This is a genomic window from Paracoccus sp. SSJ, from assembly GCF_030234105.1.
In the GTDB taxonomy this organism is placed as follows: domain Bacteria; phylum Pseudomonadota; class Alphaproteobacteria; order Rhodobacterales; family Rhodobacteraceae; genus Paracoccus; species Paracoccus denitrificans.
This window is the reverse complement of the sequence record NZ_JASSPE010000017.1, coordinates 24,417-41,156: the sequence shown is the minus strand read 5'-3', so window position 1 is coordinate 41,156 and position 16,740 is coordinate 24,417. Positions and strand designations below refer to the sequence as shown.

General features: G+C 61.8%; 42 protein-coding genes and 2 tRNA genes. 25 read left to right on the top strand and 19 right to left on the bottom strand.

Annotation, left to right across the window (positions count from 1 at the left end; translation table 11 throughout):
• Positions 1-23 precede the first annotated feature (23 nt).
• The 17 genes from QPR87_RS17350 to QPR87_RS17270 form a co-directional block, all read right to left on the bottom strand.
• Positions 24-260, bottom strand: coding sequence for a hypothetical protein (locus QPR87_RS17350; protein ID WP_285050594.1), 237 nt, complete (start codon positions 258-260; stop codon positions 24-26).
• Positions 261-548, bottom strand: coding sequence for a hypothetical protein (locus QPR87_RS17345; protein ID WP_285050593.1), 288 nt, complete (start codon positions 546-548; stop codon positions 261-263).
• A 108-nt stretch (positions 549-656) separates the two neighbouring features.
• Positions 657-729, bottom strand: a tRNA-Gly gene (locus QPR87_RS17340).
• 4 nt (positions 730-733) lie between these two features.
• Positions 734-809 (bottom strand) — tRNA-Thr (locus QPR87_RS17335).
• A 367-nt stretch (positions 810-1,176) separates the two neighbouring features.
• Positions 1,177-1,764 carry a hypothetical protein gene (locus tag QPR87_RS17330; RefSeq protein ID WP_028711056.1) on the bottom strand — a complete coding sequence of 196 codons (588 nt, stop codon included), beginning with the start codon at positions 1,762-1,764 and terminating at the stop codon, positions 1,177-1,179.
• Positions 1,754-1,933 (bottom strand): hypothetical protein, encoded by a 180-nt coding sequence (locus tag QPR87_RS17325; protein WP_285050592.1) that lies wholly within the window; start codon positions 1,931-1,933, stop codon positions 1,754-1,756. The genes QPR87_RS17330 and QPR87_RS17325 overlap by 11 nt, the downstream gene beginning before the upstream one ends.
• Entirely contained in the window at positions 1,926-2,141 is a 216-nt protein-coding gene (locus tag QPR87_RS17320) for a hypothetical protein (RefSeq protein ID WP_285050591.1), read from the bottom strand. Before QPR87_RS17320 ends, QPR87_RS17325 begins: the two co-directional genes overlap by 8 nt.
• Positions 2,138-2,386, bottom strand: coding sequence for a hypothetical protein (locus QPR87_RS17315; RefSeq protein WP_285050590.1), 249 nt, complete (start codon positions 2,384-2,386; stop codon positions 2,138-2,140). The genes QPR87_RS17320 and QPR87_RS17315 overlap by 4 nt, the downstream gene beginning before the upstream one ends.
• Complete coding sequence (locus tag QPR87_RS17310) at positions 2,380-2,691, bottom strand: hypothetical protein (protein WP_285050589.1); 312 nt, start codon at positions 2,689-2,691, stop codon at positions 2,380-2,382. Before QPR87_RS17310 ends, QPR87_RS17315 begins: the two co-directional genes overlap by 7 nt.
• Positions 2,688-2,957, bottom strand: coding sequence for a helix-turn-helix domain-containing protein (locus tag QPR87_RS17305; RefSeq protein WP_285050588.1), 270 nt, complete (start codon positions 2,955-2,957; stop codon positions 2,688-2,690). The genes QPR87_RS17310 and QPR87_RS17305 overlap by 4 nt, the downstream gene beginning before the upstream one ends.
• Positions 2,954-3,598: a hypothetical protein gene (locus QPR87_RS17300; protein WP_155987338.1), complete on the bottom strand. Its 645-nt coding sequence runs from the start codon at positions 3,596-3,598 to the stop codon at positions 2,954-2,956. The genes QPR87_RS17305 and QPR87_RS17300 overlap by 4 nt, the downstream gene beginning before the upstream one ends.
• The gene (locus QPR87_RS17295; RefSeq protein WP_285050587.1) at positions 3,576-4,385 is read right to left on the bottom strand and encodes a phage replication initiator YdaU family protein; all 810 of its coding nucleotides are present in this window, start codon (positions 4,383-4,385) and stop codon (positions 3,576-3,578) included. Before QPR87_RS17295 ends, QPR87_RS17300 begins: the two co-directional genes overlap by 23 nt.
• Entirely contained in the window at positions 4,382-4,765 is a 384-nt protein-coding gene (locus QPR87_RS17290; RefSeq protein WP_285050586.1) for an HNH endonuclease, read from the bottom strand. Before QPR87_RS17290 ends, QPR87_RS17295 begins: the two co-directional genes overlap by 4 nt.
• Positions 4,762-5,229 carry a putative PDDEXK endonuclease gene (locus QPR87_RS17285; RefSeq protein ID WP_285050585.1) on the bottom strand — a complete coding sequence of 156 codons (468 nt, stop codon included), beginning with the start codon at positions 5,227-5,229 and terminating at the stop codon, positions 4,762-4,764. Before QPR87_RS17285 ends, QPR87_RS17290 begins: the two co-directional genes overlap by 4 nt.
• 2 nt (positions 5,230-5,231) lie before the next feature.
• Positions 5,232-5,471 (bottom strand): DUF2312 domain-containing protein, encoded by a 240-nt coding sequence (locus QPR87_RS17280; RefSeq protein WP_285050584.1) that lies wholly within the window; start codon positions 5,469-5,471, stop codon positions 5,232-5,234.
• Between the two features lie 286 nt (positions 5,472-5,757).
• Positions 5,758-5,934: a hypothetical protein gene (locus QPR87_RS17275; RefSeq protein ID WP_285050583.1), complete on the bottom strand. Its 177-nt coding sequence runs from the start codon at positions 5,932-5,934 to the stop codon at positions 5,758-5,760.
• On the bottom strand, positions 5,931-6,191 hold the full coding sequence (locus QPR87_RS17270; RefSeq protein ID WP_285050582.1) for a hypothetical protein: 261 nt from the start codon (positions 6,189-6,191) through the stop codon (positions 5,931-5,933). The genes QPR87_RS17275 and QPR87_RS17270 overlap by 4 nt, the downstream gene beginning before the upstream one ends.
• 88 nt (positions 6,192-6,279) lie before the next feature.
• Here QPR87_RS17270 and QPR87_RS17265 point away from each other — a divergent pair, with 88 nt between their 5' ends.
• From QPR87_RS17265 to QPR87_RS17250, 4 genes are all read left to right on the top strand, one after another.
• Positions 6,280-6,642, top strand: a complete 363-nt coding sequence (locus tag QPR87_RS17265; protein WP_285050581.1) for a helix-turn-helix domain-containing protein — start codon at positions 6,280-6,282, stop codon at positions 6,640-6,642.
• 189 nt (positions 6,643-6,831) lie between these two features.
• Entirely contained in the window at positions 6,832-7,035 is a 204-nt protein-coding gene (locus QPR87_RS17260) for a hypothetical protein (RefSeq protein WP_285050580.1), read from the top strand.
• Positions 7,036-7,039: 4 nt separating this feature from the next.
• Positions 7,040-7,921 carry an ATP-binding protein gene (locus QPR87_RS17255; RefSeq protein WP_285050579.1) on the top strand — a complete coding sequence of 294 codons (882 nt, stop codon included), beginning with the start codon at positions 7,040-7,042 and terminating at the stop codon, positions 7,919-7,921.
• Complete coding sequence (locus QPR87_RS17250; protein WP_285050578.1) at positions 7,915-8,208, top strand: STAS-like domain-containing protein; 294 nt, start codon at positions 7,915-7,917, stop codon at positions 8,206-8,208. Before QPR87_RS17255 ends, QPR87_RS17250 begins: the two co-directional genes overlap by 7 nt.
• An 88-nt stretch (positions 8,209-8,296) precedes the next feature.
• On the opposite strand, the gene QPR87_RS17245 is transcribed toward QPR87_RS17250, so the two are convergent.
• A complete protein-coding gene (locus QPR87_RS17245) occupies positions 8,297-8,485 on the bottom strand; it encodes a hypothetical protein (protein WP_285050577.1) in 189 nt (62 codons plus the stop codon).
• A gap of 134 nt (positions 8,486-8,619) precedes the next feature.
• Positions 8,620-9,153: a hypothetical protein gene (locus tag QPR87_RS17240; RefSeq protein ID WP_285050576.1), complete on the bottom strand. Its 534-nt coding sequence runs from the start codon at positions 9,151-9,153 to the stop codon at positions 8,620-8,622.
• A 217-nt stretch (positions 9,154-9,370) separates the two neighbouring features.
• Between QPR87_RS17240 and QPR87_RS17235 the strand changes: the two genes are divergently transcribed.
• The 21 genes from QPR87_RS17235 to QPR87_RS23665 are packed head-to-tail and all read left to right on the top strand — an operon-like array spanning position 9,371 to position 16,690.
• The gene (locus tag QPR87_RS17235) at positions 9,371-9,532 is read left to right on the top strand and encodes a hypothetical protein (RefSeq protein ID WP_285050575.1); all 162 of its coding nucleotides are present in this window, start codon (positions 9,371-9,373) and stop codon (positions 9,530-9,532) included.
• Positions 9,529-9,834 (top strand): hypothetical protein, encoded by a 306-nt coding sequence (locus QPR87_RS17230; RefSeq protein WP_285050574.1) that lies wholly within the window; start codon positions 9,529-9,531, stop codon positions 9,832-9,834. Before QPR87_RS17235 ends, QPR87_RS17230 begins: the two co-directional genes overlap by 4 nt.
• Positions 9,834-10,004, top strand: coding sequence for a hypothetical protein (locus tag QPR87_RS17225; RefSeq protein ID WP_285050573.1), 171 nt, complete (start codon positions 9,834-9,836; stop codon positions 10,002-10,004). Before QPR87_RS17230 ends, QPR87_RS17225 begins: the two co-directional genes overlap by 1 nt.
• The gene (locus tag QPR87_RS17220) at positions 10,004-10,177 is read left to right on the top strand and encodes a hypothetical protein (protein WP_285050572.1); all 174 of its coding nucleotides are present in this window, start codon (positions 10,004-10,006) and stop codon (positions 10,175-10,177) included. Before QPR87_RS17225 ends, QPR87_RS17220 begins: the two co-directional genes overlap by 1 nt.
• 1 nt (position 10,178) lies before the next feature.
• Entirely contained in the window at positions 10,179-10,511 is a 333-nt protein-coding gene (locus tag QPR87_RS17215) for a hypothetical protein (protein WP_285050571.1), read from the top strand.
• An 11-nt stretch (positions 10,512-10,522) separates the two neighbouring features.
• Positions 10,523-11,221, top strand: a complete 699-nt coding sequence (locus QPR87_RS17210) for a hypothetical protein (protein WP_285050570.1) — start codon at positions 10,523-10,525, stop codon at positions 11,219-11,221.
• On the top strand, positions 11,221-11,421 hold the full coding sequence (locus QPR87_RS17205) for a hypothetical protein (protein ID WP_285050569.1): 201 nt from the start codon (positions 11,221-11,223) through the stop codon (positions 11,419-11,421). Before QPR87_RS17210 ends, QPR87_RS17205 begins: the two co-directional genes overlap by 1 nt.
• Before the next feature lie 29 nt (positions 11,422-11,450).
• The gene (locus QPR87_RS17200; protein ID WP_285050568.1) at positions 11,451-12,326 is read left to right on the top strand and encodes an ATP-binding protein; all 876 of its coding nucleotides are present in this window, start codon (positions 11,451-11,453) and stop codon (positions 12,324-12,326) included.
• The gene (gene ssb / locus QPR87_RS17195; RefSeq protein ID WP_230998951.1) at positions 12,326-12,766 is read left to right on the top strand and encodes a single-stranded DNA-binding protein; all 441 of its coding nucleotides are present in this window, start codon (positions 12,326-12,328) and stop codon (positions 12,764-12,766) included. Before QPR87_RS17200 ends, ssb begins: the two co-directional genes overlap by 1 nt.
• 11 nt (positions 12,767-12,777) lie before the next feature.
• Entirely contained in the window at positions 12,778-12,969 is a 192-nt protein-coding gene (locus tag QPR87_RS17190) for a hypothetical protein (RefSeq protein ID WP_285050567.1), read from the top strand.
• Positions 12,969-13,361 carry a recombination protein NinB gene (locus QPR87_RS17185; protein ID WP_285050566.1) on the top strand — a complete coding sequence of 131 codons (393 nt, stop codon included), beginning with the start codon at positions 12,969-12,971 and terminating at the stop codon, positions 13,359-13,361. The genes QPR87_RS17190 and QPR87_RS17185 overlap by 1 nt, the downstream gene beginning before the upstream one ends.
• Positions 13,358-13,543: a hypothetical protein gene (locus QPR87_RS17180; RefSeq protein WP_285050565.1), complete on the top strand. Its 186-nt coding sequence runs from the start codon at positions 13,358-13,360 to the stop codon at positions 13,541-13,543. The genes QPR87_RS17185 and QPR87_RS17180 overlap by 4 nt, the downstream gene beginning before the upstream one ends.
• Positions 13,540-13,893, top strand: coding sequence for a DUF968 domain-containing protein (locus QPR87_RS17175; RefSeq protein WP_285050564.1), 354 nt, complete (start codon positions 13,540-13,542; stop codon positions 13,891-13,893). The genes QPR87_RS17180 and QPR87_RS17175 overlap by 4 nt, the downstream gene beginning before the upstream one ends.
• 27 nt (positions 13,894-13,920) lie before the next feature.
• A complete protein-coding gene (locus QPR87_RS17170; RefSeq protein ID WP_285050563.1) occupies positions 13,921-14,130 on the top strand; it encodes a hypothetical protein in 210 nt (69 codons plus the stop codon).
• Positions 14,127-14,537 (top strand): hypothetical protein, encoded by a 411-nt coding sequence (locus QPR87_RS17165; RefSeq protein ID WP_285050562.1) that lies wholly within the window; start codon positions 14,127-14,129, stop codon positions 14,535-14,537. The genes QPR87_RS17170 and QPR87_RS17165 overlap by 4 nt, the downstream gene beginning before the upstream one ends.
• Entirely contained in the window at positions 14,527-15,258 is a 732-nt protein-coding gene (locus tag QPR87_RS17160) for a hypothetical protein (protein WP_285050561.1), read from the top strand. Before QPR87_RS17165 ends, QPR87_RS17160 begins: the two co-directional genes overlap by 11 nt.
• A complete protein-coding gene (locus tag QPR87_RS17155) occupies positions 15,258-15,680 on the top strand; it encodes a hypothetical protein (protein ID WP_285050560.1) in 423 nt (140 codons plus the stop codon). The genes QPR87_RS17160 and QPR87_RS17155 overlap by 1 nt, the downstream gene beginning before the upstream one ends.
• The gene (locus tag QPR87_RS17150) at positions 15,677-15,958 is read left to right on the top strand and encodes a hypothetical protein (RefSeq protein WP_285050559.1); all 282 of its coding nucleotides are present in this window, start codon (positions 15,677-15,679) and stop codon (positions 15,956-15,958) included. The genes QPR87_RS17155 and QPR87_RS17150 overlap by 4 nt, the downstream gene beginning before the upstream one ends.
• Positions 15,958-16,095, top strand: a complete 138-nt coding sequence (locus QPR87_RS17145; RefSeq protein ID WP_285050558.1) for a hypothetical protein — start codon at positions 15,958-15,960, stop codon at positions 16,093-16,095. Before QPR87_RS17150 ends, QPR87_RS17145 begins: the two co-directional genes overlap by 1 nt.
• Positions 16,088-16,396: a hypothetical protein gene (locus tag QPR87_RS17140; RefSeq protein ID WP_285050557.1), complete on the top strand. Its 309-nt coding sequence runs from the start codon at positions 16,088-16,090 to the stop codon at positions 16,394-16,396. The genes QPR87_RS17145 and QPR87_RS17140 overlap by 8 nt, the downstream gene beginning before the upstream one ends.
• Positions 16,397-16,690, top strand: a complete 294-nt coding sequence (locus QPR87_RS23665; RefSeq protein WP_350310460.1) for a helix-turn-helix domain-containing protein — start codon at positions 16,397-16,399, stop codon at positions 16,688-16,690.
• Positions 16,691-16,740 lie beyond the last annotated feature (50 nt).

Genomic DNA, 16,740 nt, shown 5'->3' with positions numbered 1-16,740 from the left:
TGCTCGCCTACGAGCGTAGCGGATTAGCAGTCGTCGCCGGTCCAGTTCTCCCAGATCTTGTCGCCCAAGACCTTGCAGAGGCGCTGGAAGGCCCAGAAGTCCACCTCTCCATTCTCGTCCACCGGTATCGAGATAGGATAACCTGTGCCGTCAGACCAGAACTCGGCGGTGTTGATCTGCCCCAGCCCTTCGTGAGGCTTCAAGCCCAAGGCCCGCAGCTTCTTTTCCCATTGGTCGCGGCGAAGGGTCTTGGGAATCATCTAGTGGATGTGGGCCAAAAACTCTTTCGTCCCCGGCGATGCGCGGTCCTTCTCGGCGTCGGCCTCTGCCGAAAGAATGTCTTTCAGTTCAAGCAACGGCGCTACGGTGATCTGCTTACCCAGCGTATGCGACAGGCAAGCGGACAAAACCGCCGGGACGTCATCAAGCAGGCCGTCAATATTCGCGCTGGACAGGATCAAGCCCGGAACGTCATCGCTGTAAACGCGCAAGCCGCCGTCCTCGCGCTGCTCGAAGATCACAGAGACCTTGAACTCAGTGCCAGTCATCCTGTCTGCCCTTTAATGCTTTCCTGCCATATTGGCTGAAACAGGATTCGAGTCAACGCCGGGCGGGGCTGTCTGCGAACCGTGGTGCGCAGGTGGATGGCAGGGGGATGGAGCGGACAACGGGGATCGAACCCATGCAGCAAGGCTTGGAAGGCCTGCGGTGCGCCACGCACATGCCCGCAAACTGGTGCCGATCCGAGGGCTCGAACCCCGCGCCTTGCCCTTACAAGGGGCCTGCTCTTCCTGATGAGCTAGATCGGCAGGATATCTGACGGTGGAGGCCATCCCACCGGCCACGCCGGTTGACGCGGACTTGAGACCGGATGCTTGCGGCGATCAACCCGCGCAGAGCCGGAGACATAGTAACCCGCCGGGGTGCGCAGTGCGAAACCGAGGCTACCGCCCGAGGCGTGGCAGGTCTTGTTAATGTGAACGCGGCTGACGCATAACCCTGCGCCCGATTTAATCCGGCCGGAACCGCGCTCAGGAGGCGTTCCGAGAAGTGCCGGGGAGCAAGCAAGTCCAGAGGAGAGCAAAGCAAGCCCAGCCTGATGTCAGAACGCCACCAAAGAGCGGAATCGAAAAGGGCGACCAGTGGCTTAGCCATCAGTCGCCCGCGAGAATGAATTTATCCGGGATTCTCGCGCTTGACAAGCCCAATCCTGCGTCGTGAGGCAAACGAATCGGCCAGACCGTCCAGAGCGTTACGCAGGTGTTCAAACCCCTCCCGCACCCTGAGCGCGCCATAGACGGATGATGGGTGCCGACCGTCCAGAACGCATGCCGTTACGATCTCCCGGTCTCCCGGATGAACATGCCGCATGAGCGCCTGAAACCTGCTGATGCGGTCGATCTGGATGCCCACGGCATGGTCAGGCTTAGGGCTGGACTGCACGCGGTCATTGTCTGGCAGCGCCGCCTTGCCGCGCATCGTCGCCTCGAACGCATTGCGCAACGCCTCTGCCGCGTTGAAACCCTCGGTCGAGATAGTCCCGCGCCGATGCCAAAACTCCAGCAGATCCACCCGCCGAACGCCAGTCACGCCGTTGGGGTTCTGCATCTTGCCTGTCTTTGGGTCGATCTCTCCGCGCTGCTCAACCACCAGACCGATGCGGTTTGCCTGACCCTCTGCGCCGTGATCCCAATTCGATGCCGGCATGGTCACGGGCACGTTGCGCTTGCGACCGGCCCGGCGCTTGGATGCTTTACTCGCCATCCTGCCGTCTCCCCTCATTGATCTGCCTCGCCATCATCCGCTCTTGCTCGTGGTTGTGTCGGCGCTCCGCCTGCCTCGCCTTGCGGGCCGTCTCGCGCTGTGCGGCCTTCTGGCGGCCCGTGAGAGGCTTCCTGCGCTCCGGGCTGTCGTGGGTCGGAAAATCAGCCATTGCCGCTCCTGACCCCCGCACATCCCATCTGCGGGGCATCCTCGGGGAAATAATCCGCCACCTTGCCCATGAGCGCGGTGAACAGCGCCAGACGCTCGGCATCCGTGCGGCACCGGGCGCTCATACGCAGAGCATCGCGAGCGGTTGCCTCGATCTCCTTCCGCCGCTGGCCGACCGTGGAGCGGTGGCGATCAAGATGGACGGTCATTGCTCACCTCCCGGACGCTTGCGGTATCTGCGCTCGATGCGGCGGGGCTGATCCCACCAGCGCCAGCCGTGGGCGCGCATCTTCTCGCGGATGACCTCGCTGTTGATGCCGAGGGCGGCGGCGATCTTGGGCGTGGTCCAGCCTTCAGCCGAGCGGGCCAGCGCCCATGCGATGCGCTCGTCGCGGATCTCCTGCGGGGTGTAGCGCGTCATCCTGCCGCGCAGGTGGGACGGGGCGGTCAGCATCCCTGCACCTCTATGCGGATGGGGGCGGAGACGTGACGGCTGCGCGCCCATTTGTTGTCCAGCGCCGACGTGTCCGCTGGAGCCGTGACCTGCGCAACCATACGTGCCATGTCGTCGGCGGTGACGGTCAGCAACGCCAGGGCGCAGACCTCGCGTCCGTCGGCGCTGGCGAAATATCGGCGCATGTCGGCCAGGACGGCATCACGGCGGGTTCCGGCGCGAAGCCATTCCTTGCGGTAGTCGCACAGCACGGTGCGCAGGACGTTGCGCCAGAGCGTGAACATGTGGTGATAGTCTGGGGTCATGGCTGGCCCTTCCGAACGGCATGGATAACGCTGGTGTGGTCACGGCCCATGACGCGGCCAATCTCGGCAAACGACACGCCGGCATCGTGGGCGACGCGCATCGCCAGATGGCGGGCTGCGACGATGCGGGGGCGGCGGTCATGGCCCATGATGGCACCGACCGGGACGCCGGATTGCGCAGACACGTCGCGGATGGCGCGAAGGACTGCAGCACGGCCCGGCTGGGCGGCGATGGCACGGGCTTCTTCGATCTGCGCCGGGGTCATTCCGCAGCCCTCGGACGATAGGCGGCGAAGTTTTCGGCAGCGCGGATTGCGTCCTCGTCCAGCTTTACACGTTCGGCTTCGGCCTTTGCCTTCATCTCAGCAATCATGTCGCCCAGAACCGTGGCGCGGCGCTTGCGTCTCGCCTCGGATTCTTCGTGGGTGAGCGTAACCGTTCCCTCGGTGGGCAACGCCCGGGCGCGCAGTTCACGTTCAGCTTGCGCGGCGGCGGCACGGTCCAGTGCGTCCTTGATTTGACGGCGCCCCGCAACGAGGCGGTCGCAGACCTCCTGCAACTCGGCCCATGCCGGAAAGAACTTCCAGCCCCGAACCAGCAGCGCCTCCCGCACCACGTCAGCCGGATACCCGGCGAGGCGCTGGCTGTAGGCCTGCATACGAAGCTCTTCGATCTCCGGCGCATCCTCGCGTCGGGCGGTGATAACCGAAAGCTCCGCGATCCACAGGCCAATCTGGCGGCCCTCCGGGGGCGTCATCGAAGCCGCAACCTTGCGCTGCGCTTCCTCGATCTGCTCGGCGGACAGGGCTGACGCTTTCCAGCCGCGACGAACCACCTGAGCCGGGACAATGCTTCCGTCCGCCCGTTCGTAGCTGCCGCGCCAGTCAATGTCCTCTTGCAGCTTCACTCCGCACGAAAGCACCGACGAGGCCACCGAGCGGTTTACCTCCGCCGTGCTGCGAGCCGCGAGCCATTGGGCGATTTGCTGTGGAGAAGATGGAAGATTGCTCATTGCAGATTTCCTTGAAATACCACTCGGCTTTGATGGACTGCCAACCCTTCTCTTCGGCTAGGCCTAGAGCGTCGTCTGGGCTTCCGCCTTGGCTGGCGATTTGGTTCAGGATTTTTGCGAGGCGCTCTGCCGCAATCTCGGAAACCGGCTTTCGGATCTTTCGCCGATACCCGAGGAAGCTTTTGACAGCCCGAGGCGATGCGACATCGCAGAGGATGGATGCCGGATCGCGCGCAGGAATATACTCTGACGGTTCAATGGTGGTTCTATTGGTGGTTTGTGTCCCGCTCCGGGACGGGTAGGGGTCCCGCTCCGGGACGGGTGGGGTCCCGCTCCGGGACGGGTCCCGCTCCGGGACGGGTTGTTCTTCAGTCGTGTTCGCATCAGATTTGACGGACGGAAGCGCGGCGATAGCCCGCAGGTTCATCGCGTATTCGACTGTCTCGCCGTTTTTGTGCTTCCGGGTTCCGACCACAGAGAGAATGCCTTCCGACACGAAATCATTGATGGTGCGGATGACCGTCGAGCGGCCACATTCAATCGCGTCCGCAATGGTGGATTTTGCCGCCCAAACTCCCTCGCCGTTGTCACTTGCGCGCTCCGCAAAATAGACAAGAACAGCCTTGCGGACCGGGGACCCAATCTTGCGGCTGTAAACGAGTACGGAGACCTTGTTGCTCACTTCGCACCCTTCCTTAGATTGCACTTATCGCAAAGCGCTTGAAGGTTGCTTTCATGGTTGGTGCCGCCATTAGCGCGGGCCACAACATGATCGACATGCAGGGGCCTATCTTCTGCCCCGCAGGCTTGGCATTTGAAGCCGTCACGGCGAAGTATGAACCACTTCACCTTGGCAGGAACCTTCACGGGCCCGGCGGGACGGTCACCGCCGGGCCACGTTAGCGGCTCACCGGCATGGGCCAGCCAATACAGGTTGGCTACCGTCTCTGCGCACTGACTGCACAACCCGAACTCTGGGCCATAGCCCTTTTCGAAGCACAGGGCTTCGCCGCAATGAACGCACGGCGTCAGTTCATGCGGCTCCATGACTTTTATGCTCATGCCTCGGCCTCCTTGCCGACGATGCGGTCGCGCTGGTCGCGGTAATCATTCGGCGCCCAGGCTCCGGCGCGCTCGGCCATCACCTCACGGGCGATGAAGCAGAAGCCGGCGATGGTGCATTCGGCCCAGACGTCCACCGGCCAAGCCTCGCAAAAGGCCCGCATCGGGACGCTGACGCGCGCTTGCTGACGGTCGAAGCGGAACACGACTGCGGGGATTTTCCCGGCTGCCAGCGCGGCCTGTGCGGCCTGCTTTTGCCACGCCTGATCGCAACCGATACCGGCCTTGCGGCGCTTGCACTCGATTACGAACGGAAATGCCGGATCGTCGGGGATCAGGTCCCCACGCTGGCCCTGCCGGTATTGCTCAAGGTCGCGCTCGAACCGGATGCCGAGTTCGTCAAAGAGGACGCCGGCTATCTCTCGCTCAAATGCGGCTCCCTTGGTTCTAGACGCCGCGCCCATGGTCAACCCATTCCGAGCGCGGACTTGTAGATCTCCAGCACCGCCTCTTGCTCGGCCAGTTCGTCCTTGTCCTTGCGGCGCAAGGCGACGATCTGACGCAATGCGGTGGCGTCGTAGCCCCTGCCCTTTGCCTCGGCGTAGACTTCCTTGATCTGGTCCGCGATATCGCGCCTCTCGGCTTCCAGATGCTCGATGCGCTCAACGATCTGGCGCAGTTCGTTTTCCGTGACGCTGACGGTCATTTCCCGTTCTCCGGTTCAGATGAGGGTTTGTTGGCGAGGATCTGATGCACGCGCAGATAGCGTTCGATCAGCGCCGGATCGCGATTGCAGACCCGGACGGCTCTTGCGGTCAGGTCCGGCGTGGAACTTGCTTTCCCAACGAGCCCTGGCCCATTCCTCGTGCTCTGGGCAGGACATGAGGGGGCGCGGGGGTTTTTCATGCCCGTAGGGGGCGTCCCAGCAACGGGTTTTCCACGTATTGCAGCCGGGATAATCGCAGCGATACGCGATAGGCGTGTGGGCCATGTCATGCTGCCCTCGCCTGCCGGATGATGGTTGCGAGGACGCCGTTGCGGCGCATGGCCTCGACGTGACGGCGGACCATGCTGACGTCCAAGCCATGCTGCTTGGCGATATCCTCGACGCCTAAGCCCGCGATCAGGCCGGAAACCGTGAGCTTGTAGCTTTGGGGTGCGCGCATCATGCCGCACCAGCCTTTCGCTTCGGCTGGCGGGGTTGACGGGATGGGGTGGAATCCCCACGTGCAATTGCATGCACCGAACTGTTTTGCTTCATGTATTCTCGGATGCGGTCAGCGACCTTCATCGTCGGGCTGGCCTCGCCATCCTTCCACTTCTGCCACTGGCCCCATTGAGCATTGATGGCATCCCGGAGAAGCTTCTGGGGGCTAACCCCCTCGCGCGCGCAGTAGGCTTCAATGTCTGAGATGAGTTGTTCCATGCCGCACATTATGGGGTATAATTACCCCATAAGGCAAGCGCATATTTACGCCATGGGACAAGCCATCCGAGAGGGGTATATTTGCCCCATGGATATGACCTTTAGAGATGCGCTTAAGCACGCCATGGCCGTGAATGGCATCAAGTCGTTGCGTTCGGTCGCGACGGCTACTGGCGTCTCCTACCACATCTTGAAGAATATGAATCAGGGGAAGTCCGAGCGCCCAAACGCTGAGGCTGCAACGAAGATAGCGGACTACTTCGAGGCATCGCTGACCGACTTCTATGCCGGCAGAGTAGCGCCCAGATCGGGCAAAGACATGTCCGTGACGGATGATGTGGCTAAGATCAAAAGCGTCATGCAGGATCTTCGGCCGGAAAGTCGTGCTCGCGTTCAGGCGTTTGCAGAAGCTCTGCGCCAGACTGACGAAGGCTTTCAGCAAAACGAATGACCTCTGCCCTATCCTCCGGGCTCAGATGCGAAAACACCCCCTCTAGCCAGTCGTCCATCGCTACCTCCCTCTACTCATTAGAACAAACCGTAAACTTGATGTTAGGCAAGAATCCGCCAGCGGGTCAATTGTCCGAAAAGACGGGTTACGCGGGGAAGGCGATTAACCTTTGTCAACAAGGGGATAGACATGCCCACCGACCGCGACCAGGAGGATGCCGAGCAAGCCCTGCGCGCCGCGCTGCTGGAGACGCTGGTGAACATGGGAACGGTGCTGCTGACGACGCCGGAAGGGCGGGCCGAGGCGGCGCGGTCGATGCTGGACCAGGCCGAGCGGGCGCATCCCGCCGTGGCCGAGGTGTTCAGGGAGGCGGCGGAGAGGGTGAGGGGATAGCAAGGTGATCACCGTTTCATTGCCGTTCGGCCTGAAGGTTCGGCCCGTGATTGACGCCCTCCACCTATCTGGGGTCAATATTCAGTCCCCCGGGCCGGAAATTTGCTTTGATTTCAGTCAAGTTAGCTTTGCAGATCCAACTGGCATTGTTTTGCTGCATAATTTGACGCGATACCTAAGCAGCCGAGGCGTTCGAGTATTCTATAGTCAACTTGCCGGCTTAAGCTCGGCTCTTCGTTTCATGGATGATATCGGATTCTTTGAGGATCACCTAGGCAGGAGACTGCACGCAGGATCGCGTCTGCGCCCGACGACTTTAAGGCTGAGGGAGGTCCACCAAAGCGACGTTCCGACTTGGATCAACACCATGTTCGTCCCGTGGGTCTCTGTATGTTCCAACCACCCTGAACGCTCGCTTGGGATGCTTGGGGTGTGCGTCTCGGAAATATTCAACAATATCAGGGACCACGCCGGAACCGATGTCGGTAGCATATTCGGACAGTGGTTCCCCAACATCCAGCGATTGCGTATAGCGATCAGTGATATGGGCGCAGGAATTCCCGCAACGGTAGCAGCGACACGACCGGACATTGCTCCTGAAATGGCTATATTGACCGCCTTTCAACTCGGCTTCTCGACGCAAAGCCAGCCCCGGAACCGAGGCGCTGGCCTGGACTATCTCGTGTCAAAGGTGTGTAGGGAACTTGGGGGAACGATCACGACTTACTCTGGCGGTAGGGTGGTTCACGCAGATGAAAGTGGACGCTTGAGCCCCTTTAGTGCACTGTTAACAGACGTAGGTTACGCTGGGACGCTGTTCGACATTGTGATGCCAACAGGCACCTTGGTTCATGATCCGCAGGATGTGGAGGTCGATGTATGGTAATTATCGTGAAAAAACTTATATCTAGCTGCGACACGAACGAACAGGGCGACGTGCTTTATGCCGAAATCCGCAGGGTTCTGGACCGCGGCGAGGGCGCAACTGTGGACTTCTCGGGGATTCTCTACGCGACAAGCTCATTCGTCAATTCCGCTTTGGTGCCTCTGCTCGACGCCATGACGCTGGATGCGGTCAAATCGCGGGTCAGGTTTCGAGGGACGCTACCCGCCGTCGCTGACATGATCCGAAGCAGGCTCACATTCGAGGCATCGCGGAGCCACGCCGCCTAACCCCAGCCCCGCTCCGGCGGGGCTTCTTCATGCCGAAAACGAAAACGGCGAGGTTTCCCCCGCCGCCGACTTGCCCATGAACGCTCCGCTAGTCGGCCAAGGCTTCGTATCCCTTGTTCCAGGCATCGACCTTTGCGTCGTGAGCCGCTTGCGCCGCCTTTTCCTTGTCGCGCCTGACTTCAGTGGCATTACCGGGACCGCCCTCGTTGTCCATGGCATCCACCGCAGTTTGCAGCATCTGGGCCTCGGTTTGCGGGGCTTTGCTTTCTCGGACCATGACAGGTCCTCCATCACACCACGGCGAGAATTCCGCCGGGATGATACATTGTAACACAGGTCGGGGTTGATAGCACGGACTCATATGCCCGCCCGAATCGGCGGGCTTTTTGCTGCGCCGCAGCCCGGCGCCGGCTACCGAACGAAAGACCGGGCGACTGCCCGAGCCAGATCCAAGTTTCCCGCCTCCATAGGCACAGAGACTTGACGCAGGAAAGCGGCGTATGTCCTCATCACCTCCGCCGGCTTCTGCCCTTCATGGCCTCGTGATGGGGTTGGGATGCCAAGAGCGGAAATCTTTCCGAACATGGCAATGGCTCGCACGTAATCTGTCGGGTCAGGCGCCGGGGTCCCCCACATGGGGGACAGGCTGTTTTCAATCTCGATCCCAAGCAACGATGCTTCAACGGCCATAGCCTTCGCTTTGCCGGCCTTGGTGATCGGGTGTCGGCCATCGAAAACGGCGGATATCTTGTCGAGCCACAAACCCACCAGAAGCCCTGTCGCCCCAGCCACGACCCAAGGGAACGCCGCCGCCTCATACATGGCGGTCATCCACTTCAAGACCGCCATGCCCGGCGGCAACCATGGCTTTACGACTTCCACCGCCAAGGTGGCGAGGAACGGGGCAAGAACAAGGCTCGCAACCGCGGTGATGATGGCTCTCATGGCAGAAGATCAGCATGTCTCCCGGTGATTCGCCTAGCATGTGATTTCGCCCTCAAATCGCCGTCTCCCGGCACGGTAGGTATAGCATGGGCGAATCGGGGGTGGGAGTATTTTTACTCTTTTCTTGTTGACAGAGGGGTAAACTTACCCCATTCTTCATCTCACAGCCGGCGACACACGAGCCCGGCCCCACCCCGAGATGGAGAAGCATCCTGCCATGCAAGCCCCGCTATCCCCCGTTCCCGCCGGCCTGATCGCAGGCTTGTGCCTCGACAACCCGGACGTGGTCGACGCGATCCGCCATCACTTCATCAGCATGGGCAGCGTCACGCTTTTTGCGCCGCTTCCTGAGCGTCCGGTGTGTGAGGTGGTGCAATGAAACGCGCCCTGATCATCCTCGCCCTGTCGGCGGCTCCTGCATCGGCGAACACCGCTCTTGAGACTGTTTGCCGCGACGTTGCCGCAGTCGTCTATCGCGGCGTCGAAGATGGGCGCTCGCTGTCCAGCTTCGAAACCGGCGCCGAATGGGCGGTCGACTACGTCCCGACCAAGCCGCAATCCGACGAGCGCAAGATGCTGCTGGCTGCCTACATGGCCGGCTATTCGCAGGGCCTGATCGGCGGCGACTCCTTTGCCACTGCGGCGGACTTCTTCAACACCTGCATTTCGGAGGCTCTGTGATGGACCGCATCAACTGGCCCTTCGCCGTGACGTTCGGCTTCATGATCTGCCTGACGCTGGTCGTCTGGTATCTCGCGATCAGCAAGATCATCGACATTGCCTCCGAGCGTCCCGCCGACTGCTTCGCCCTCACGAGCCACGAATGTGCCGCTCTGATGGAGACGCGCTGATGGACACCATAGAAATCATGCCGCGCGAATTCGCCTGCGGCGTCACCAGCATCATGGCCGATTACCTGCGCGCTGTTGATCTGTGCCAGCGCGTGCTGGCCGAGGTTCCGGCCATCGGCAACTCTCAACTGGCGAGCGAGATTCGCGAGTTGCAGGGCGTGGGAGGGCGGTGAGATGGACTATCACGCCGGCACCCTGATCATGGACGCCGCCGAGGGCTACATTGAAGCCGAGGCGCTGTTTGAAATCGACGCCTTCTGGTCCCGCCACCGCGACCGTTACGGCATGCGGTCCGTCCAGTGGGTCAACAACATCTCTCTGGATAGCTGGACCTTCGACGGACGCAAGCAGACCCGCGAAACTGCGGTTGCGCTGCTGGGCGAAGATGAAGTCGCCCGGCAAGAGGATCTTGCGCTGATCGAATGGCGCCAGACCGCAGAGCAAGACGATGCCGACGAATACGCCGATCAGATGCGCGACCTGCGCCACGATCTGGCAGCGGAATAGGAGATCAGCAGATGAATGATATGAATCCTCGCGCCACTATCGGCGGCAACTGCCCTCCCGACCCCATCGACGCCATCTGCGCGCAGTTCGAAGGCGAGCGCATGGAGGCCGAGAACTGGCTGGACGGAACGCCGGTCGAGAACGAAGGCCAGATGAAGGCCGTCGATGCTCTGCGCAAGGCGATGCGGGAGTTCCGTCTGGGCCTTGAGGCAGGTCACAAGTCGGCAACCGCCCCGCTCTACGACGCCTATAAGGCCGAGAGCGCGCGCTGGAAGCCGAGCATTGACGACGCCAAACGTATCGAAAGCGGCCTTGTCTCTCTGGTTGATGGCTTCAAGAAGAAACTGGCCGCCGAGAAGGAAGCGGCTGAGCGCGCGGCAAAGGCCGAGGCGGCACGCAAGATGCGTGAGGCCGAAGAAGCCGCCCGCGCCGCGAACTCAGCGGACATAGAAGCTCAGCGCGCCGCCGCCGAGGCCCAGCGTGAAGCCGAAGAAGCACAGCGCCGCGCCGCTGCGGCCAGCAAAGACACGGTGAGGGGATTGCGCACTGTTACGCGCTACGAGATCACCGACATTCGTGATGCGCTGCACTGGATTGCGAAGAACGACAAGGACGCGATGACCGTCTTTGTTGAGGACTATGTTCGCCGCAATCACAAGGGCGCCCAAATCGCTGGCGTTCGAGTCTGGCAGGACAAAGAGGCGTATTGATGAACCGCGCCGCCATCCTCGCCCGTGAGACGCTGGCCGAGGCCGCGCAATACCTGCCCGGCAGCCCGGATCACGAATACCGCCTGTGCGCCGCCTGGAAGCAGGCGCAGATCGCCGCCGGCATCGCCGCGTGCGACTGGACCGAACCGCCGGCCGATTTCGGGCCGGACTATTTCAACGACAACCGGAGGGCCGCATAATGGCTATCAGGGTCACGACCGCCAATGACGTGATCGAGGTCAAGAGCCTCTGCTTTACGATATACAGCCAGCCCGGCTTGGGCAAAACCAGCCTCGCATTCACCGCCTCAAAGCCCCTGCTGCTGGACTTCGACAAGGGCGCCTATCGCGCCGTGGACCGCAAGGACGTGGTGCAGGTCGAAAGCTGGCAGGACGTGGCAAGCATCACCGCCGCCGATGTGGCGTCCTATGACACGATCATCATCGATACGGTCGGCAAGGCGCTGGACGCTCTGGCGCAGGACATTATCCGCACCAACTCCCGCCTGTCCCATGGCGGCGCCCTTAGCCAGCAGGGTTGGGGGCAACTCGGGGTGCGCTTCTCGGCCTTCCTCAAACTGCTGCGCGGCTTCGGCAAGGACGTGATCCTGATCGCCCACATGGACGAGCAAAAGGATGGCGACGCGATCAAGGAGCGGCTGAAAATCTCTGGCGGCTCCAAGGATCTGGTGCTGACCGACAGCGACGTGATCGCACGCATCTCGGTCCTGAACCGTTCCCGCCACCTGCTGTTTTCGCCCACGGATACCGCGTTCGGAAAAGACCCTGCGGGTATCGGTGAAATGCCTGTGCCGGATGCGTCCAGCCCGGAATATGCCGACTGCCTCGCGAACATCATCGCTCGCATCAAGGAGGGCCTGAACGCCCTGTCGGAAGCGCAGATCGCGCGGAAATCCGAGGTGGAGTGGTTCAGGGAGCATCTGCCCAAATTCACAGGCGCTGAACATGTCAATGGCGTTCTGGCCCGCGCCCGCGCCGCCGGACGGGACGTGGTTGTCATGCTCCACGAGCGCGCCAAGGCCCTCGGCCTGACCCACGACAAGGCCACCGATCAATATATATCCCAACAGAAGGACGCCGCCTGATGGCTGACCTGAACCGCGTTTCCCTTCTCGGCCGTCTCGGTGCCGATCCTGAAATCCGCCAGACCCAGAGCGGGGAGAAGGTCGCAACCTTCCGCATCGCCACGGGCGAACAGTGGAAGGACAAGAACACTGGCGAGAAGAAAGAGCGCACCGAATGGCATACGGTTGTCGCTTGGGGTGCGCTCGCCCAGATCGCAGAGAAGTATCTGGCGAAGGGCAAGCGCGTCTATGCGGAAGGTCCCCAGCGCACCCGCAAATGGCAGGACCAGAGCGGCAACGACCGCTATTCGACCGAGGTTGTTCTGTCTGGCTTTGGCGCGCGCCTTGACGTGATCGACTGGCCGGAAGGCGGCGGTGCTGCGCGAGGTCAGGAGGAAAGCTACGGCGGCGACAACCTGCCCCCGAGCCGTCCTGATTTCGATGACGAGATTCCATTTTGATGGGGGCAACCATGACCGACCGCGCCACCACCATCCGTGATCAGGCTATCGTAGACGATATCCATGCCATCATGACGCTGTATCCGAGTAAGGCCGCAGACGATCAGTGGATTATCACCGAGGTTTGCGACCTATCCGGCCATGACCGCGAGGACGTGCAGCGCGTCTGGAATGCCCGCTTCCGCATCGTGGGGGTGGCGTGATGCCGGTGATCTACCTGCTTGGTGACAGTCAGCGCGCCTATGCCGCCGAAGCGATCCGGCAGGCACCGCAGTTTTCGACTGTCTCGATCCTTGCTCCGACCCGGACGCCGCCGCAGAACAAGAAGATGTGGGCCATGCTGCGCGATGTGGCGCAGGCCAAGCCAGAGGGGCGGCTTTGGGTGCCTGACACATGGAAAGCCGCGTTCATGCACTCGTCCGGGCATCAGTGCCAGTTTGCCGAGGGGCTGGACGGAAGCGGCCCGTTCCCGGTCGGCTATCGATCCTCGCACCTGAACGTGCCGCAAATGCGCGATCTGATTGAGGTCATCTACGAATACGGCTCGCGCCACGCTGTGCAGTGGGCCGAGACGGAAAGGAGCGGTTTCGCATGATCTCCGCATCCCGCCTTGTCGAAGAAGCCAACCCGGCCTGTGCGCAATGCCATGGCAAAGAGCGGTTCGATACGCCGCAACTGGCATGGGCGGTCTGGCAGAAGATGCCGCGCCGTTCGATCCGGCAGGTGTATCGCTGCGAGCAATGTCACGGCTGGCATATCGGTGAGGTGCGGTCATGACGTTCCTCGCTCGCCTCAAGGGTCCGATGGGTCAGAAGGTCGGCAACGGCAAGACCCGCCGCGACCCCAAGACCGCCGAGGAAAAGCGCCACATGCGCGCGGTTGCTCACCTGCCCTGCTTGGTCTGCGGCTGCTGGCCGGTCGAGGTCCACCACGAAGGCCGTCCGCGCAGCAACATGCGCGTTCTGCCACTCTGCCCGAAGCACCATCGCCGCGAGTTCGGGCCGACCGCCTATCACTACTCTCCGCGCGCTTTCTACGCCGCACACGGCACCAGCGATGAATTGCTGGCCCGCGTGGATCGGATGATTGCGAAAAACGACGACGAAATCCTGGGCGACTGGTTCTGACCGGCCCGGCAATGGAGGCTTGACCCCATGACCACCATTTTTGACGGCACCCCGAAATACCCCGGCCTGCAAGGCGACCTGGCGCGGGTCACGTCCATAGAGGGCCGGGTGCTGATCCGCGCCGTGGATACGATGGCCGAGGAAGGCGTGACCATCGCCATGACCCCGGAACAGGCCCGCAGGCTGGCAGAGGCGATCAAGGATGCCGCCGCCGAAGCGGAAGGCGGTGAGGCATGACCCCCATCGACACGGCAGAGCTTGAGCGGCACGCTGATACCGAGCGGAACCGCATCATAAATTGGTGCAGTGCGGATCTGGAAAGCATCGTGAACGGACACGATCCAGAAATCCACAACCTGAATGTCCGGGTCTGGGATCGACTGGACAGGATGGCAGTCGAGATCGAGCAACATTTCGCCCGCCGCAAGGCAGAGGCTGACTTGGTGTCCGCCCTGCGCCAAACGGCAGCGATCCTATTGGCTGAAAAGAACCGCTCTGGTGGTCAACCATTTAGCGGGATCTGGTCAATGCCGGCATTCGGCATCCGTGCGACTGTGGACGAGACGCTGGACAAGGCAAACGAATTGCTCGGCCGCTACCTCCCCACCACCCCCGAAGCCGATGGAGGCAGCGATGCCGAGTGATCGCTACACGAAAAAGCCCGTGACCGTCGAGGCCATCCAATATACCGGCGCCAATCTGCGTGAGGTTCTGGACTTTACCGGGAAGCATCCGCGCTGGGGAGAGTGGTTCAAGTCGTTCGAGGATTATGAGGCTCACGTCTGTTCTGACAGGGGTGTGTTCAAGATCCTAACCTTGGAAGGGACGATGGAAGCCCTACCAGGAGACTGGATCATTCGCGGCGTGAAAGGCGAGCATTATCCATGCAAGCCCGACATATTCGCCGCCACCTACGCCCGCTCCGACCTCTGCGCCTCGGGCCAGCAGGTGCGGGCGCTGATGGAGCGTTGGCTAGACGGTGAGTTTGAAGGCACGGCTGACGAGGCGGCCCAAATCGCCATCGAAGAACAGGGCGCTGACCTGGACGCCACCCCGGTAATCGAGGCATGGCTGATCGCCCTCGCCGCCCTGACGCCGCCCCCGCAGCCTGATACCTGTTGGAGGTGCGGCGGAACAGGACTGGCCCTGAACTACGCAGGGGAACCCGGCCTATGTTCGACATGCAAAGGCGATACTGTGACAGTCCCGCAGCCCTCTGCCGCAACCCCGCCCCAGCCAAGCGTGTCGGTCGCGGAGGCGCTGCGCGAAATCCGCGCGGCGATCCAGGATGGCAACCTCTCGCAAGGTATCCGCCTCGACATCATCGACAAGATCGCCCTGCGCGCCCTGAAAGGCGGTGAGTGATGCAGGTCACACATGACAACGACTGCGAACATCGAATCGGTCACGATTGCACCTGTGGCGCGTCCAACTATCTGTATGACCTCGCAGCGGCCCGCGCCGAGATCGGGCGGCTGACCAAGGGGCGGGACCAGTGGCGCAATGCCTGTCTCGACGCCAACCAATCGGAGCTCATGCTGCGCAAGCGCGTAGAGTTAGCCGAAGCCGAGCGTGACGAGGCTTGGGCGCAGGTGGCGGCTGCGTATGCCTACGGATGGCAGCACGGCAATCACCCAGACGCCAGCGCAATGCCGACCGTCTATGAAGCCGCCCTTGAAGCCTATGGCCGCGAGAAGGTGCGAGAGGGGATGCGGCAGGCCGTCGATCTATATCCGCAAGGCATCGCTGCCATCCTCGCCGCCATGGAGAAGGAGGGCGGTGAATGACCCATCACGACAAAGCGCGGGAACTGGTGGAACATGGTCTCGCTGTTCTCGGGCCGCATGACGACATGCCGGAATGCGTTCAGCGCAATCTGATGGTCTATGTCAACATGTGGCAATTCCGAGAGACGCTGAACGCCATCATCGCGCAGGCCGAGGAAAACCGGAGGCTGCGGGAGAAAATTGAGGCGCTGCCTAGGTCAACGTATTCGTGCGGCACTCAATGGGTCCGGCTTGAGCAGGTCCTAGCCGCCCTGTCCAGCACGGGGGAGAAGGGGTGATGGCAGGGATAGGCTACTTCCTCGCCTGCATGGGCTTTATCGAGGGCGGCTGGTCGTTCTGGCGGTCGCTGTGGTGGCCCTACTATCTCGCCAAGGCCGCCGCCCGCCGCACCGGACAGGGAGGCGGGGATGAGTGAGCTGGATAAGCTGATCGGGGCTGTTGAACGAGGGGAACCCAATCGCAATGACGGAACTCTATTTCGTCTGTTCGGCGATGATTGGGTCCACGCCTGGGATGTGATTGATAGAGGCTCCCTCGACGCCGCCATGGCGCTGCATGAGGCGCTGCTGCCGGGGGTCAACTATACAATCCAGAACGCGGGTGCTTGTTACGTCCATTCGCATGCGGGCGAATTTCCAGGTTGGGCTCCCACCCCCGCCCGCGCTTGGCTCATCGCGATCCTGAAAGCGTATCGCACCGCACAGAGGGAGGCGTAGATGGGGAGGCATGAGCCGATGCAGCAGCCTTACACGCCGGAAACGCTTGCCGAGCGCTGGGGCGTGACGGCAAATGCAGTCAGGAAGAAGTGCGCGGCCGGTGAACTGGCGCATTTCCGGTTCGGGAAGCTCTATCGAATCCCGGCCCACGTTGTTCAGGAGTTCGAGAATTGCCAGACATCAGCATCGGTAGACTGCGCGGCGGATACTGCGTCTATTGGACCAACGAAGGCAAGCGAGTTCGGCATCAGCTTAAGGCACGCACCCGAGCGGAAGCGGAAGCAGAAGCAATAGACGTATTCCGAACCAAGCAATTCGCGCGGTCTCAGCAAGGCGCGACTGTG

Excerpts from the sequence above, each read along its gene's own strand:
- QPR87_RS17350 (WP_285050594.1), bottom strand. The coding sequence starts at position 260 with ATGATTCCCAAGACCCTTCGCCGCGACCAATGGGAAAAGAAGCTGCGG.
- QPR87_RS17345 (WP_285050593.1), bottom strand. The coding sequence starts at position 548 with ATGACTGGCACTGAGTTCAAGGTCTCTGTGATCTTCGAGCAGCGCGAG.
- QPR87_RS17330 (WP_028711056.1), bottom strand. The coding sequence starts at position 1,764 with ATGGCGAGTAAAGCATCCAAGCGCCGGGCCGGTCGCAAGCGCAACGTG.
- QPR87_RS17325 (WP_285050592.1), bottom strand. The coding sequence starts at position 1,933 with ATGGCTGATTTTCCGACCCACGACAGCCCGGAGCGCAGGAAGCCTCTC.
- QPR87_RS17320 (WP_285050591.1), bottom strand. The coding sequence starts at position 2,141 with ATGACCGTCCATCTTGATCGCCACCGCTCCACGGTCGGCCAGCGGCGG.
- QPR87_RS17315 (WP_285050590.1), bottom strand. The coding sequence starts at position 2,386 with ATGCTGACCGCCCCGTCCCACCTGCGCGGCAGGATGACGCGCTACACC.
- QPR87_RS17310 (WP_285050589.1), bottom strand. The coding sequence starts at position 2,691 with ATGACCCCAGACTATCACCACATGTTCACGCTCTGGCGCAACGTCCTG.
- QPR87_RS17305 (WP_285050588.1), bottom strand. The coding sequence starts at position 2,957 with ATGACCCCGGCGCAGATCGAAGAAGCCCGTGCCATCGCCGCCCAGCCG.
- QPR87_RS17290 (WP_285050586.1), bottom strand. The coding sequence starts at position 4,765 with ATGAGCATAAAAGTCATGGAGCCGCATGAACTGACGCCGTGCGTTCAT.
- QPR87_RS17285 (WP_285050585.1), bottom strand. The coding sequence starts at position 5,229 with ATGGGCGCGGCGTCTAGAACCAAGGGAGCCGCATTTGAGCGAGAGATA.
- QPR87_RS17280 (WP_285050584.1), bottom strand. The coding sequence starts at position 5,471 with ATGACCGTCAGCGTCACGGAAAACGAACTGCGCCAGATCGTTGAGCGC.
- QPR87_RS17275 (WP_285050583.1), bottom strand. The coding sequence starts at position 5,934 with ATGATGCGCGCACCCCAAAGCTACAAGCTCACGGTTTCCGGCCTGATC.
- QPR87_RS17270 (WP_285050582.1), bottom strand. The coding sequence starts at position 6,191 with ATGGAACAACTCATCTCAGACATTGAAGCCTACTGCGCGCGCGAGGGG.
- QPR87_RS17265 (WP_285050581.1), top strand. The coding sequence starts at position 6,280 with ATGGATATGACCTTTAGAGATGCGCTTAAGCACGCCATGGCCGTGAAT.
- QPR87_RS17260 (WP_285050580.1), top strand. The coding sequence starts at position 6,832 with ATGCCCACCGACCGCGACCAGGAGGATGCCGAGCAAGCCCTGCGCGCC.
- QPR87_RS17250 (WP_285050578.1), top strand. The coding sequence starts at position 7,915 with ATGGTAATTATCGTGAAAAAACTTATATCTAGCTGCGACACGAACGAA.
- QPR87_RS17245 (WP_285050577.1), bottom strand. The coding sequence starts at position 8,485 with ATGGTCCGAGAAAGCAAAGCCCCGCAAACCGAGGCCCAGATGCTGCAA.
- QPR87_RS17240 (WP_285050576.1), bottom strand. The coding sequence starts at position 9,153 with ATGAGAGCCATCATCACCGCGGTTGCGAGCCTTGTTCTTGCCCCGTTC.
- QPR87_RS17235 (WP_285050575.1), top strand. The coding sequence starts at position 9,371 with ATGCAAGCCCCGCTATCCCCCGTTCCCGCCGGCCTGATCGCAGGCTTG.
- QPR87_RS17230 (WP_285050574.1), top strand. The coding sequence starts at position 9,529 with ATGAAACGCGCCCTGATCATCCTCGCCCTGTCGGCGGCTCCTGCATCG.
- QPR87_RS17225 (WP_285050573.1), top strand. The coding sequence starts at position 9,834 with ATGGACCGCATCAACTGGCCCTTCGCCGTGACGTTCGGCTTCATGATC.
- QPR87_RS17220 (WP_285050572.1), top strand. The coding sequence starts at position 10,004 with ATGGACACCATAGAAATCATGCCGCGCGAATTCGCCTGCGGCGTCACC.
- QPR87_RS17215 (WP_285050571.1), top strand. The coding sequence starts at position 10,179 with ATGGACTATCACGCCGGCACCCTGATCATGGACGCCGCCGAGGGCTAC.
- QPR87_RS17210 (WP_285050570.1), top strand. The coding sequence starts at position 10,523 with ATGAATGATATGAATCCTCGCGCCACTATCGGCGGCAACTGCCCTCCC.
- QPR87_RS17205 (WP_285050569.1), top strand. The coding sequence starts at position 11,221 with ATGAACCGCGCCGCCATCCTCGCCCGTGAGACGCTGGCCGAGGCCGCG.
- ssb (WP_230998951.1), top strand. The coding sequence starts at position 12,326 with ATGGCTGACCTGAACCGCGTTTCCCTTCTCGGCCGTCTCGGTGCCGAT.
- QPR87_RS17190 (WP_285050567.1), top strand. The coding sequence starts at position 12,778 with ATGACCGACCGCGCCACCACCATCCGTGATCAGGCTATCGTAGACGAT.
- QPR87_RS17185 (WP_285050566.1), top strand. The coding sequence starts at position 12,969 with ATGCCGGTGATCTACCTGCTTGGTGACAGTCAGCGCGCCTATGCCGCC.
- QPR87_RS17180 (WP_285050565.1), top strand. The coding sequence starts at position 13,358 with ATGATCTCCGCATCCCGCCTTGTCGAAGAAGCCAACCCGGCCTGTGCG.
- QPR87_RS17175 (WP_285050564.1), top strand. The coding sequence starts at position 13,540 with ATGACGTTCCTCGCTCGCCTCAAGGGTCCGATGGGTCAGAAGGTCGGC.
- QPR87_RS17170 (WP_285050563.1), top strand. The coding sequence starts at position 13,921 with ATGACCACCATTTTTGACGGCACCCCGAAATACCCCGGCCTGCAAGGC.
- QPR87_RS17165 (WP_285050562.1), top strand. The coding sequence starts at position 14,127 with ATGACCCCCATCGACACGGCAGAGCTTGAGCGGCACGCTGATACCGAG.
- QPR87_RS17160 (WP_285050561.1), top strand. The coding sequence starts at position 14,527 with ATGCCGAGTGATCGCTACACGAAAAAGCCCGTGACCGTCGAGGCCATC.
- QPR87_RS17155 (WP_285050560.1), top strand. The coding sequence starts at position 15,258 with ATGCAGGTCACACATGACAACGACTGCGAACATCGAATCGGTCACGAT.
- QPR87_RS17150 (WP_285050559.1), top strand. The coding sequence starts at position 15,677 with ATGACCCATCACGACAAAGCGCGGGAACTGGTGGAACATGGTCTCGCT.
- QPR87_RS17145 (WP_285050558.1), top strand. The coding sequence starts at position 15,958 with ATGGCAGGGATAGGCTACTTCCTCGCCTGCATGGGCTTTATCGAGGGC.
- QPR87_RS17140 (WP_285050557.1), top strand. The coding sequence starts at position 16,088 with ATGAGTGAGCTGGATAAGCTGATCGGGGCTGTTGAACGAGGGGAACCC.
- QPR87_RS23665 (WP_350310460.1), top strand. The coding sequence starts at position 16,397 with ATGGGGAGGCATGAGCCGATGCAGCAGCCTTACACGCCGGAAACGCTT.